Annotated in this window: 10 protein-coding genes; 2 read left to right on the top strand and 8 right to left on the bottom strand. The window is 71.0% G+C overall.

What is annotated here, in order from left to right; all coding sequences use genetic code 11:
- Positions 1 to 26: 26 nt before the first annotated feature.
- The 3 genes from ACFQVD_RS43110 to ACFQVD_RS43100 are packed head-to-tail and all read right to left on the bottom strand — an operon-like array spanning position 27 to position 2744.
- Positions 27 to 1052 (bottom strand): PucR family transcriptional regulator, encoded by a 1026-nt coding sequence (locus tag ACFQVD_RS43110; RefSeq protein ID WP_343966806.1) that lies wholly within the window; start codon positions 1050 to 1052, stop codon positions 27 to 29.
- Complete coding sequence (locus ACFQVD_RS43105) at positions 1052 to 1855, bottom strand: ABC transporter permease subunit (RefSeq protein ID WP_343966808.1); 804 nt, start codon at positions 1853 to 1855, stop codon at positions 1052 to 1054. The genes ACFQVD_RS43110 and ACFQVD_RS43105 overlap by 1 nt, the downstream gene beginning before the upstream one ends.
- The gene (locus ACFQVD_RS43100; protein ID WP_343966809.1) at positions 1824 to 2744 is read right to left on the bottom strand and encodes an ABC transporter ATP-binding protein; all 921 of its coding nucleotides are present in this window, start codon (positions 2742 to 2744) and stop codon (positions 1824 to 1826) included. The genes ACFQVD_RS43105 and ACFQVD_RS43100 overlap by 32 nt, the downstream gene beginning before the upstream one ends.
- 219 nt (positions 2745 to 2963) lie before the next feature.
- Between ACFQVD_RS43100 and ACFQVD_RS43095 the strand changes: the two genes are divergently transcribed.
- Both ACFQVD_RS43095 and ACFQVD_RS43090 read left to right on the top strand, forming a co-directional pair.
- Positions 2964 to 3797 (top strand): patatin-like phospholipase family protein, encoded by an 834-nt coding sequence (locus ACFQVD_RS43095; RefSeq protein ID WP_343966812.1) that lies wholly within the window; start codon positions 2964 to 2966, stop codon positions 3795 to 3797.
- 124 nt (positions 3798 to 3921) lie between these two features.
- On the top strand, positions 3922 to 4956 hold the full coding sequence (locus tag ACFQVD_RS43090) for a 1-acyl-sn-glycerol-3-phosphate acyltransferase (protein ID WP_343966814.1): 1035 nt from the start codon (positions 3922 to 3924) through the stop codon (positions 4954 to 4956).
- On the opposite strand, the gene ACFQVD_RS43085 is transcribed toward ACFQVD_RS43090, so the two are convergent.
- The 5 genes from ACFQVD_RS43085 to ACFQVD_RS43065 form a co-directional block, all read right to left on the bottom strand.
- Entirely contained in the window at positions 4957 to 8259 is a 3303-nt protein-coding gene (locus tag ACFQVD_RS43085) for an NACHT domain-containing protein (RefSeq protein WP_343966816.1), read from the bottom strand.
- Positions 8260 to 8368: 109 nt separating this feature from the next.
- Positions 8369 to 8572: an SHOCT domain-containing protein gene (locus ACFQVD_RS43080; protein ID WP_343966820.1), complete on the bottom strand. Its 204-nt coding sequence runs from the start codon at positions 8570 to 8572 to the stop codon at positions 8369 to 8371.
- Between the two features lie 132 nt (positions 8573 to 8704).
- Entirely contained in the window at positions 8705 to 10228 is a 1524-nt protein-coding gene (locus ACFQVD_RS43075) for a cobyric acid synthase (RefSeq protein ID WP_343966822.1), read from the bottom strand.
- Complete coding sequence (locus ACFQVD_RS43070; RefSeq protein WP_425580383.1) at positions 10225 to 11160, bottom strand: cobalamin biosynthesis protein; 936 nt, start codon at positions 11158 to 11160, stop codon at positions 10225 to 10227. Before ACFQVD_RS43070 ends, ACFQVD_RS43075 begins: the two co-directional genes overlap by 4 nt.
- 37 nt (positions 11161 to 11197) lie before the next feature.
- Complete coding sequence (locus ACFQVD_RS43065; protein ID WP_343966824.1) at positions 11198 to 11998, bottom strand: aminoglycoside phosphotransferase family protein; 801 nt, start codon at positions 11996 to 11998, stop codon at positions 11198 to 11200.
- Positions 11999 to 12169 lie beyond the last annotated feature (171 nt).

Raw genomic sequence — 12169 nt, 5'->3', positions numbered from 1 at the left:
CCGGGGCTCCGCGTACGGCGGAGTGGTCAACTCAGCGACTGGGCGGGCCAGTCCAGCAGCCGGGCGCCCAGGACCGCCGTCTCCAGGGTGAAACGCTGGGTGGGGTCGTCCGGCGAGAACCCGGTGAGGCGGCGGATCCGCTCCAGCCGGTAGGTCACCGCCCGGGTGCTGACGCCGAGCCTGCGCGCGGCGGCGGTCTGGTTGCCCTGGGAGGCGAAGACCGCCTCCAGCGTGGCGAGCAGCGGCTCGGGACCGCCCCGCGCCTCGAGCAGCGGGCTGAGCACCGTCGTCACCAGGTCCTCGATGGCCGCCCGGTCCCGCAGCAGCACCGGGAAGACCAGCAGGTCGGCGGCTTTCAGCACGGGGGCGCGCAACCCCAGCCGGTCGCCGAGCTCGATGGCGTTGGCGCCCTCGCGATAGGAGGCGACCACCCCGCCGGGACCCCGGTGTGCCCTGCCCAGCCCGACCCGCCAGCCGGGCGCGAACAGCCGGCGGACGTGGTGGGTGAACTCGCCGGTCGCGGCGGCGAGTCCGCCCGGCGCCACACAGACGAGCGTCCCGTCCCGGACCGCGACCAGCACGTTTTGCGAGCCGAACCGGGCGATCAGCGCGTCCTCGATCCGCCGGGCCGTCCCCTCGGCGATCCCGCCGCCCGCATCGGCGGCGGCGCGGGCGACGGCGACCGCGTAGGTCTCGGCCAGGCGGAGGCCGAAGTGCTCGGCCCGCTCGGCGAGCCGGTGGACGCGCCCCTGGAGCAGGTCGTCGACGAACTCCCTGCGCGCTGCCTCCTCCTGACGCAACGCGGAGCGCTGGGCGTCCTCGTACCCCTCCATCAGCGCGGAGACCGTACGCCGCAGGGCCGAAAGCGGGGCGGGGGTCACGGACTCGGCCATGGCCAGCGCCGCCTCGACCAGGGCCCGGACGGGCACACCCCGCTCCGCGGCCAGCACACCGGCGGCGCGGCAGTCGTCTAGCTCGGCTCTGCCCGGCGGCCTGCCGGTGGCGGCCGCCTCCCTCAACGTCCGGAGATGGCCGCCGAGCAGCTCGTCCATCAGACTCCCACGTCACGCCTGTCGAAGGCCGGTATCGCGGTCAGGACCAGCGCGACGATCGCCCCTGCCAGCACGAGATACTCCCACGCGGGAAACCCCTGCTGGATCGGCCGTCCGTCGAGGTAGTAGTGGAACGGCGAGATCCAGCGCAGCCAGGACACCCCGTCCACGTCCCTGCCCATCGTCTCGACCACGTAGCCGGCCACCGCGACCACCCCGACCACCGCCAGGGCGACCCCCCTGCGTCCCGTCACCGCGCCGACGGTCAGGCAGAGCGTGCCGAAGAAGAGGGCGAGCAGGAAGACGCCGGTGTGACCGGCCAGGATCCTGTCGGCCGGAACGTCCATGCCGACGGCCGAGGCCAGGCCGAGCACGACGAGGAAGGTGACCGCCGCCATGCCGAACAGGGCAAGGGCGAGGGCGGCGAAGCGCTCCAGGACCAGCCGCCCGCGGGTGATCGGGAGGGTGAGGACCAGCTCCAGGGTGCCCGTCTCCTCGGGCTGGGCGATCGCCCGGTTGCCGATCACCGCGGCGCACATGATGAACAGCATCGGCCCGAACAGCTGGTAGACCAGTGTCTGCAGGTAGCCGGGACCGCTGGTGAAGCCGTCCTCCAGACCACCCATGAGGTCGCGCATCGCCCCCGGGAACTTGGTCAGCGCCACCTGCCCGTAGAGTTCGGGGTTGCTCACGATGGTCGGGTAGTACGCCAGGTAGAGCCCGAAGAACGCGCTGATCCCGATCGTCCAGCCGAGCAGCGCCCGCCGGTAGTCACGCAGGCTCTTCGACACCAGCGCGGGCATGACGCGCCTCCTCTTCGCTGTAGTAGGTCAGGAAGATCTCTTCGAGGTCGGGCTCGGCGCTGACCATGTGCACCACGGTGAACCTCGCCGCCGCCTTGACCAGCGCGTCCGGGCGGCCGTCGACGGTGCAGCGCACCCCGGCGCCCTCCACCCGCAGGTCCCGCACGCCCGGCAGGTTCTCGAACGCCTCCCGGGGCACCGGCGCGTCGAAGTGGAACTCCACCCGGCGCACCGCCTTCCCACGGAGCGCGGAGACGTCCTCCACCGCGACCAGCCTGCCGGCCCGTACGATGCCGACCCGGTCGGAGACGTGCTCGACCTCGGCCAGCACGTGCGAGGACATCAGCACGGTACGGCCGGAGGCGCGGACCTCGCGGATCATCGCCAGGAACTCCTGCTGCACCAGCGGGTCCAGGCCGCTGGTCGGCTCGTCGAGGATCAGGAACTCCGGCTCGTGCATGAACGCCTGGATGAGCCCGACCTTCTGCTTGTTGCCCTTGGAGAGCCTGCCCATCGGCACCGCCAGGTCGGCCTCCAGCCGCTCGGCCAGTTCCGTGATCCGCCCCCTGGGCACGCCGCCGCGTACCTTGCCGAGAAAGGCGAGGTAGTCTCCCGCCCGTTCCCTGCCCTCCAGGGCCAGTTCGCCGGGCAGGTAACCGATCCGGCTCCGCACGCCCGCCTCGCGGGGATCGCCGCCGAGGACCGTCATCCGGCCCCTGGTGGGGCGGATCACGTCCAGGAGCAGCCGGATCGTGGTCGTCTTTCCCGCGCCGTTCGGGCCGAGGTACCCGAACACCTCTCCGGGCCGGATCTCCAGGTCGAGATCCTCAAGTCCCCGGCGCCCGCCGTAGAACTTGGTGAGCCCCTCGGTCTCCACCACCGCTGTCATGCACCCGATCGTGCCCGCCCGCCGGCGCGGGGGCCATGGCCGGATCCCGACAGTTGGCCGCCTTTTCCTTGCCCGAATCCGGACCCCGCCCCGCCCGGCCCCTCCGTCGTGCCACCGGGCCGCACCCCGCGAGGGCCGTACCGATCCCCGGCGCGGTCTATCGTGAGGTCGTTGACGAATCGCGCGGCGTCGGGCCGCCTGGCAACCTACGGAGGACCGATGAGCGTGGACACCGCCTTCGTCCTCGGTGGCGGGGGTGTCCTCGGCGCGCACGAGGTGGGCATGCTGCGGGCGCTCGACGAGGCGGGTATCAAGCCAGATGTGATCGTCGGCACGTCCGTGGGCGCGCTGAACGGCGTCGTGCTCGCCGCCTCCCCCGGTGACGCGGTCGCGCGCCTGACCACACTGTGGGGCTCGAACGTGGTCCGTACCGCGTTCGCGGGGTCGTGGGTGACCCGGCTGTCCACCCTCGCCAGGACCGGCACCCACCTGCACTCCGGCCAGCCGCTGCGCGACCTGCTGACCCGGACGCTCTCCGTCTCGCGGATCGAGGACCTGACGGTGCCGTTCCAGTGCGTGGCCGCCTCGGTCGAGCGCGCCACCGCGCACTGGTTCACCGAGGGGCCCCTGGTCGAGGCGGTGCTGGCCTCCTGCGCCGTCCCCGGGCTGCTGCCCCCGGTCCCCATCGGCGGCGAGCACTTCCTCGACGGCGGGCTGGTGCACAGCATCCCGGTCGGCCGCGCGGTCACGCTGGGCGCCCGCCGGGTGTACGTGCTGCACGTGGGCAGGATCGAGCGTCCCCTGCTGGTGCCGAGGCGCCCGTGGGAGGTCGGGATGACCGCCTTCGAGATCGCCAGGCGGCACCGCTTCGCCGAGGAGATGGCCACCCTGCCGGGCGACATCGAGGTCCATGTCATGCCGTCGGGTGGCGAGGCACGCCCGGGAATGGATCTGGCCCAGCTGCGTTATCGGGATATATCGCATATATCTGGATACATAGAACGGGCGTACCAGGCATCGTCCAGCTACCTGGCCCGTAACCCGTCCACCTGAGAGTTCCCCACTCCGAGGCCCCAGGCGGCCGCGCACACCGGCGCCCTCGGGGTACCCCCGGAGGTCGTCAACCCGTCAGAGCCATACACCCGCACCGCACATCACCCCCAGGCAGGAGCCGCTCATGCTGCCTCCTCGCATCATCCGCCGTCTGATCCTGGCCCCGCTCGTCATCGTGCTCACCGTGGTCGCGGTGATCACGCTCCCGCTCTGGCTGCTGGTGGTGGCCGCGGCCTCGCTGCACCTGCCGCCCCCGCAGCGGCGTGGCACCCGGCTGGTCTGGTTCGCGGTGGCGTGGCTGGCACTGGAGTCGATGGCGCTATTCGCCTGCCTGGGCCTCTGGGTGGCGAGCGGGTTCGGCGGATGGCTCCACCGCGACGAGCACCAGGAGCGGCACTACGCGCTGATCCGGTGGTTCCTGTCCAAGGTGTACGGGGTGGCCGTGCGGATCTTCCGGCTGAGCGTCGAGATCGACGAGCCGACACCCACCTCCGACGAACTCTCCCGGCGCCTCACCCGCCCCGTCATCGTGCTGTCCCGCCACGCGGGCCCCGGCGACTCGTTCCTGCTCGTCCACCACCTTCTCGCCCGGTACGGCAGGCGCCCGAGGATCGTGATGAAGGCCGCCCTGCAGCTCGACCCCTCACTGGACGTGGTGATCAACCGCCTTCCCAACGCCTTCGTCCCGCGCAAGACCTCCGAGAGCGGCGTTCTCGGCGAGATCCGCCGCCTGGCCTCGGGCATGGACGCCGACGACGCCCTGGTGATCTTCCCGGAGGGCGGCAACTTCACTCCCAGGCGTCGTTGGCGGGCCATCCTCCGGCTGGAGCGCAAGGGCCTGTCCGAGGAGGCCGCGCGGGCCCGCGGGCTGGAGCACCTGATGGCGCCCCGCCCCAACGGGGCCATCGCCGCCATCGAGGCCTGCCCCGAGGCGGACGTGATCTTCGTCGCGCATACCGGCCTCGACGATCTGGTCACCCTCGGAGACGTCTGGCACCGCCTCCCGATGAGTGCCGAGATCAAGGCCAAGTGGTGGCGGGTCCAGGCCGCCGAGGTGCCGCGCGACCGGGAGAGCCAGATCCGGTGGCTCTTCGACCAGTGGGAGGAGATCGACGCCTGGATCACCGCCAACCAGCCCACTTCCATCCCCGCGTCCTGACTACAGGCGCCTGAGCTTCGCCGTCGGATCGAGCAGGTCCGCGTTGCGGAGCTCCTGCCGCTCATCGATCATGACGATCAGGCCGGGCTTCCCCGCCAGCGGCGCGACATCGATCGCATCGGGCAACCCTCTCAGGTTGACCTGCCTCAGCTTCTCCAGCGGCTCCAGTGGGGAGAGATCACGAATCTTCTCGCATCCCCTGATGCTGATCTTCCAGAGTTCCCGCAGTCCGGACAGCGGTGCGAGATCGGCAAGGTTGACGCACTCGGTGAGCGAGACGCTTTCGAGAGCGAGCGACGCGAGCGGGGTTATGTCGTCGAGCCACGGAACGTGGCGGAGCGCGATCCTCCTGACGTTCGGGCAGTTGCCGACGAGTCCGGCGATCCCGTCGAGTGACGGCTCGGTGAGTCCGAGTGTCACCAGGTTGGGAAGCGTGCCGAACACGGCCGGTTCCGAAAGTTTGCGGCAGTTGAGGAGATGCAGCGTCCCCAGCCCGGACAGCTGCGCCAGCGGCGTGAAGTCGGTGACATCGTCGAGCCGGTCGAGACTGAGTTCTTCGACCATGTGGAAACGATCGACGAACCCGATACCGGGCACCGGGTCGTGGTGGAGCACGGAGGCACTCCGCAGGGCGGGCGGCATGGGGGGCCATGGGGAGTCGACCGGATTCCTCTTCAACCGCACCCAGAGTCTCTTCAGATCCGGGTGGCGGTCCAGCACGTCCAGCGCCCCTGGCCCGGCCAGCCGGAACACGCTCAGGCTTTGCAACGGACGGATGTCCCTGAGAAATTCGAGATCCTCACCGTCGTGGTCGACCCGCAGGCTGTTCACATTGCACAGATGCCGCAGGTGGGGAAATATCCTCGGATTCTCCGCGCTCATATATCCGGCGCCGTACGCACCGACCGCGAGTGGAGAGTCGGCCATCACCCGCCGGGCGTATTCCTCCGGGTCGAAATAGTCCCATGCCGTGGTCAGCTCGTACTGCACGTCCAGGCGGGAATCACCGGAGTATCGGGAAAGCCGTTCCAGCGCCTCCGGGCCGTTGATCAACCAGCAGACTCGCACCGTCGCCGCCGCCTGCGACACGGAAAGCCCGGTGATGTCCTCGGGAAGGCGTCGAAGTACCTCATCACCCGCCGAGGCGAGAGTTCCGGCCTCACCCGCGTTCCGCGGGGGGATCACCGCCGCGAAGCAGTCCTCGACCTCCTCCGCCAGGCCCCGGGGCAGCTCCTGGATCGTCTCCAGGCAGCCGACCACGAGCAGGCGTAGCCGCCGCGCATACCTCCCGCCCTCGGCGACCCGGCTGAGCAGCCCTCGCAGAAGTTCCTGACGCAGTGGCGCATTGGCATGTCCGGCGGCCATGACCACGGTCTCGCGCCACTGGTCGAGGTGCGCCCGCTCGATCAGCGGCTCCACGTCGGCACCATCGGCCGCCTGCTTGGCAGCGAGATACTCCTGTACGGTGCGGTGTACGAAATCGATCCGGCCGGGGACCGGCTCCCTGAGGACACCGCTGCGCTGAAGCAGATGCTCCAGCACGGCCTCGGCGGTGCAGTTCACCCGGGGCATGGTCAGGATCTTCTCCTCGACCCGCTTCAGAGCCGTCGCCCTGGACAGCTCGGAGCGGCCCCACACCTCGAGTTGCCATGCCAGGTCCTGCAGAATCCGCACCTTCTGCTCCGGCTCCAGAACGACCTCGGGAACGATCCCCCGCTCGGCGTCCCGGCGCTGGAGCAGCAGTTCCAGCGCCGCGGCGTACAGTCCCATCCGGTTGCGCGGCAACTGCTTGCCTCGGTCCAGGTTCAGAGCGCACAGCATCGCGGCGAGCAGGGGCGTGGAGGCGAGCGTCTGGAGATGCGGACTGCTCTCGAACCTGGCCAGCAGCGCGCCCTCGTACTCGTCCAGCTTCTCGACCCCGAACGGCAGGTTCCTGGAACCCCGCATGGCGGAATGCCACTGCCGTACGAGCTCGCGCAGGTGGGCCGGAGTCATCGGCTCCAACGTCACCGAGGAGAAGCCCTCCTCGTTCAGCCATCGCGCGTCGGCCGCCGCCGGGCGGGAGGTCACGATGACCCGGATCCGCGGGTAGGCCGTGAGGAGACCTTTCAGCCACTGCCGGACAGCCGGGCGGTGCCGCGGGCTCAACTCGTCCACACCGTCCACCATCAGCAGTGCCCGTCCCGAGCCGAGGACCCGGTGCGCCCAGCCCTCGGGCATCAACCCGGCGACCGGCCTCGCCACATCGGCGACGAAATCCTCGGGGGCGGGAAGACCGCCGGTTCCATGGCTGCGGAGCTTGATCACGAATGGGACGGAGCCGTTCCACCCGGCCAGGTCCCCGGTGAAACCGCCACGGGCCGCGGTCACCGCGAGCCAGCGAAGCAGCGTGCTCTTGCCCGACCCCGCGCCCCCTCTGAGCAGGACACGCTGAAGGTGGCCGAGTGCGCTCTCCACCCGCGAGGCGACAGGCTGGTGGTGAGCCGCCCCCTCTGTCAGTTCGGCGAAACGGATGCGTTTGGGGCCTTCGCTCCGGTCGAGATCGTCAGGGCAGGCGTTGAGGCTGATGTACGCGACACTCAGCGTGGCACGGGGGCGGTAGCTCTCCACCCGGACGCCGAACAACTCGACCTCGTCGAGGGTCGTGCTGATGTGCTCCAGATAGCGGCGCAGGAACTCCGCGTCATCCTGGGTGCCGGAGGGCTCATCGAGGGAACGGGCCGGCAGACGGGCCAGCACCGAGGAAACCTGCTGACCGAGGGTGGCAAGACGGTCCTCGACGGACGAAACACGGCCGAGAAGCTCGGTTCCGGCCCGGGGTAGATACTGCGGCAACTGCTGGACGATCCGGACCAGGCAGTCGAGACACTCGTCCAGCAGCACATCGAACAGGCGTGCACCCGCCTCGCCCAACTGCGGCGCCGGGTCCGGCAACCCGGCCCGAACGGACTTGGCGAGTTTGACCGGATCCATGTCCACCGACAGAAGCGCCCGGTCGGAGAGATCGGCGGCCTGGACCGCCGCGATCACCTCGTACAGGACAGCCGCCCGATCGTTCTCGGCGAGCCCCGCGTACTCCAGTTCCAGGAGCACCGTCAGCCGTCTCTCCACCCCGTCGGCGACCGCCTCCAACTGCCGTTCGAGACTGCGCCGCAGAAACCGGTCCGGGAACCCACTTCGAATAAGCGCGGTCAGATCCGCGTTCCGTTCGACCTTGGCTGTCCTGGCGGCGAACCCCTCGCGCATGGCACGCCCCACCACGGCCTTTCCCGCGGCGGCAGCGACGGCTTCGAGTCCTGACATCCTGCTCCTCGGTACGAGGTGGGGTTGTCCTCCAAGGATCACCGAAAAGCGGCGAGACGTTGACAAGAACCATCGAAAATGACGGAAAGCCCCGGACAGGCCGACCGATTCACCACTCCTGGGAGAGACCCGACATCCGGCGGAGGTACTCGTCCTCGTCGATCTCACCGGCCGCGTAACGACGCCTGAGGATCTCGCGGGGGCTGTCGACGACGGGTTCGGGAGCCGAGAAGGAGCGGATCATCCGGGCCACGCCGAGAACCACCATGGCGATCACGACGATGACAACGAACAACACGATGATGCGGACCATCACCGACCTCCCAGACTTCCCCCATCGGATCTGGCAGGGGAAATACCGATTTTACTAGGCCATGGCCCCCTTCTCCCCTGCCGCGCCGGAAAAGAATGCGGACGCCCCCTCGCCGGTCCGCCCCGCCACCGGTCAGCCGGCGGAGGAGCCGCCCCGGGAGAGGTAGGGGGCCTCGTGCCGGGTGGCGCCGGGCGGAAGCGACGGCAGGCCCGAAGGCGCCCCGCCCTCCATCAGCCTGAGCAGTGCCCCGGTGTCGACGTTCCGCTCGACCAGGTCGCCGAGCGCGTCCAGTCGCTCCTCACGCAGGGCGGCGAACGACACGTCGGGGGCCGGGGTGAAGTCGCGGCCGGAGACGGCGGCCACCTCGGCCAGGAAGGCCCGGCGGAAGTCGTCGTTCTCCAGGGCGCCGTGCCAGGTGGTGCCCCACACCGAGCCGTACCGGCAGCCGTCCAGGAAGGGCTCGCCGCCGTCGACCGTCACGACGCCGTGGTGGATCTCATACGCCTCGACCCGGCAGCCGTAGGCGGCGCCCACCGGGCGGCCCAGTGTCTTGTCCTCGGCGAACTCCACCGAGGCGGGCAGCAGCCCCAGCCCCTCGACGAGGCCGGCCCCCGACTCGACGTCGTCACGGATGGTCCTGGCGAGCATCTGGTAGCCGCCGCAGATGCCCAGCACGGCCCGTCCCCGCAGGGCCTCGGCCAGGCCGGTGGCGCGGAGCCAGGCCAGGTCGGAGACCGTGGCCCGGGAGCCGGGCAGCACCACCAGATCGGCGTCGTCCAGCTCGCCCGGCGAGGTCACGTAGCGGACCGTCACCCCGGGCTCGGAGGCCAGCGCGTCCACGTCCGTGAAGTTGGAGATCCTCGGCAGCCGTACCACCGCCACCCGCAGACTCTGCCCGCCGTACGGGGCGCGCGTCCCGGGCGCGGGCCGGTTGTCCAGGGCCAGGGAGTCCTCGACGTCCATCCAGAGGCCGTCCAGCCAGGGCAGCACCCCGTACACCTCGCGGCCGGTCAGCTCCCTGATCATGTCCAGGCCCGGTTCGAGGAGCTCGGGCGCCCCCCGGAACTTGTTGATCATGAACCCGGCGATCAGCGCCTGGTCGGCGGGCTCCAGCAGCGCCACGGTCCCGTACAGCGAGGCGAAGACCCCGCCCCTGTCGATGTCACCGACCACGACGACCGGCAGGTTAGCGGCACGGGCCAGCCCCATGTTGGCGATGTCGCCCGCCCGCAGATTGATCTCCGCCGGGCTGCCCGCCCCCTCGCAGACCACCACGTCGTAGCAGGCCCGCAGCCGCTCCAGCGCGTCCACCGCGACCTGACGGAGCCGCTCCTTGACGTCCCAGTACTCCATCGCGTCGACCTCGGCCATCGGCCTGCCCATCACCACGACCTGGCTGCGCCGGTCGCTGCCCGGCTTGAGCAGGATCGGGTTCATGTCCGCGCTGGGCTCCAGCCCGCACGCGGCTGCCTGCACCGCCTGGGCCCGGCCGATCTCGGCGCCGTCGGCGGTGACGAAGGAGTTCAACGACATGTTCTGCGCCTTGTACGGTGCGACCCGCACCCCCTGGCGGGCCAGCCAGCGGCAGATCCCGGCGGTGACGACGCTCTTGCCCGCGTCGGAGGTGGTCCCGGCGACCAGCAGCGCCCCCTTCACCCCTTCCTCCCGCGCGATCCGCGCACGGCGGCCAGGACGGCGAGCCCCGCCGCGGCCAGCCCGACCGCCCGCGCCAGCCGTACGGACCGGCGGATGTCGGCGACCGAGGGCTCGGGTCCCTCGCCCATCTTCGGCCGGTGCTCCACCCGGGTGCCGTACACGTTCACCCCGCCGAGCGTGCGGTCCAGCGCGCCCGCGAACGCCGCCTCGCAGCGGCCCGCGTTGGGGCTGGGGTGACGGTGGCCGTCCCCGCGCAGCACCGCCGCCGCCCGCCGCGTCGAACCGCCCACCAGGGGGGCGCCGAGCGCGGCGAGCAGCCCGGTGATCCTGGCGGGTACGAAGTTGGCCACGTCGTCGAGGCGGGCCGCGGCCCAGCCGAAGCGCTCGTAGCGCTCGTTGCGGTGGCCGACCATCGCGTCCAGCGTGTTGACCGCCCGGTAGGTGAGCAGGCCGGGCACCCCGGCGACCGCCCCCCAGAACAGCGGCGCCACCACCGCGTCGGAGGTGTTCTCCGCGATCGACTCCACGGTGGCCCTCGCCAGCTCCGGCACCGCCAACCCGGAAGGATCCCGCCCGCACAGATGAGGCAGCCTCTCCCGGGCCCCGGCCAGGTCACCGCCCTCCAGGAGTTCGGCCATCGCGGCCCCCTCGCGGCCCAGCGTGGTACCGCCGAGGACGGCCCAGGTCGCCGCCGCGCTCAGCGCGGCCCGCACCATGGGATCACCCGGCCGGGTCGCGGCGTGGCCGAGCAACGCCACCGGAACCACGCACAGTGCGACGTGCAGCACGCCCCTTGCCCGGCCGTCCCCGTACACCCGCTTCTCCACCTCGGCGGCGGCGGTGCCGAACAGCGCGACCGGGTGCCCGCGCCGGGGATCGGCGAGCACGGCGTCGATCACGACCCCGGCGAGCATCCCCACCCCTTCGGCCACTCCAGGTCTCTTTAGTCCCACTTTGGCGATTAGTCGACTAAATGAGATGTTCATGGAGTTCATCTTGGTGGGTCTCCAGCCACACCCGGGCCCGCCGGATGCGCACCCCCGCCCCACCGGCCCACATCCGGGCCCATCCACCGCTCCCGGCCTCGGCCCTGGCACGCATCACCTGGTACGAGCGGTCGAAGCGGAGCCGGGCCAGATCCAGCAGGCGTCTGCGGTCGCGAGGCGCCAGGCCGTACGCGTCGCAGAACAGGCGGAGCCGGGGCCCGACCTCAAGGCGGCGCTGGAGCGGCTCCAGATCGACGGGGTCGGCGATCGGCGCCCAGTGCCGCAGCGTGGTCACCACATCGAAGAGCCGGGTCGTCGGCCGGGCCATGTCGAAGTCGATCAACGCGACCGGCAGCCCGTCACGGAAGATCACGTTGTCCAGATTGACGTCACAGTGCCCGATCAGCTTCGGGGCCGCGTCGTCGTTGGACCCGCCCTCCCAGACGGCCCCCGGCGGCGGGACGAACCCCTCGGCCGCGTCGTGGAAGCCGCGCAGCAGCCGCGCCAGCGCGGCCAGCGACTCCGCACCGAGCGCGTACCCGGGCAACGGCCTGGCCGCGGAGCCGCCCTCGACGTAGCTCAGCACCTCCCGGCCCCGCTCGTCCACACCCAACGCCCGGGGCGCCCCCTCGAACCCGGAACGCTCCAGGTGCCGCAGGAGCGCGTGCACCGAAGCGGTGGAGGCCCGGCTGGGCCGGCGGACGGTGTCCCCGACCCGCACCACCCCGTCGGTGACATCACCGCCCAGAAGGGGAATCTCCTGTTGGGTCGTGACGGCGAACATGCCACCCGAGCGTAGACCGCTCCGCCTCCCCGCGGGGACGATTCGGGCAGACATCTCCCTGCCGGATGGAACATCCGGAAGTCATCCGCCCATCGGACATCCGCCGCCGCGCCCGGCAGGAGAGTGGCAGGTCACCGGGGAGGTTCCCGGACCGTCCAGCCCGGTTCCCCC

Source organism: Streptosporangium amethystogenes subsp. fukuiense, assembly GCF_042665875.1.
GTDB lineage: Bacteria > Actinomycetota > Actinomycetes > Streptosporangiales > Streptosporangiaceae > Streptosporangium > Streptosporangium fukuiense.
This window is presented reverse-complemented; position numbering and strand designations above follow the sequence as displayed.

Excerpts from the sequence above, each read along its gene's own strand:
- ACFQVD_RS43090 (WP_343966814.1), top strand. The coding sequence starts at position 3,922 with ATGCTGCCTCCTCGCATCATCCGCCGTCTGATCCTGGCCCCGCTCGTC.
- ACFQVD_RS43095 (WP_343966812.1), top strand. The coding sequence starts at position 2,964 with ATGAGCGTGGACACCGCCTTCGTCCTCGGTGGCGGGGGTGTCCTCGGC.
- ACFQVD_RS43110 (WP_343966806.1), bottom strand. The coding sequence starts at position 1,052 with ATGGACGAGCTGCTCGGCGGCCATCTCCGGACGTTGAGGGAGGCGGCC.
- ACFQVD_RS43105 (WP_343966808.1), bottom strand. The coding sequence starts at position 1,855 with ATGCCCGCGCTGGTGTCGAAGAGCCTGCGTGACTACCGGCGGGCGCTG.
- ACFQVD_RS43100 (WP_343966809.1), bottom strand. The coding sequence starts at position 2,744 with ATGACAGCGGTGGTGGAGACCGAGGGGCTCACCAAGTTCTACGGCGGG.
- ACFQVD_RS43080 (WP_343966820.1), bottom strand. The coding sequence starts at position 8,572 with ATGGTCCGCATCATCGTGTTGTTCGTTGTCATCGTCGTGATCGCCATG.
- ACFQVD_RS43065 (WP_343966824.1), bottom strand. The coding sequence starts at position 11,998 with ATGTTCGCCGTCACGACCCAACAGGAGATTCCCCTTCTGGGCGGTGAT.
- ACFQVD_RS43085 (WP_343966816.1), bottom strand. The coding sequence starts at position 8,259 with ATGTCAGGACTCGAAGCCGTCGCTGCCGCCGCGGGAAAGGCCGTGGTG.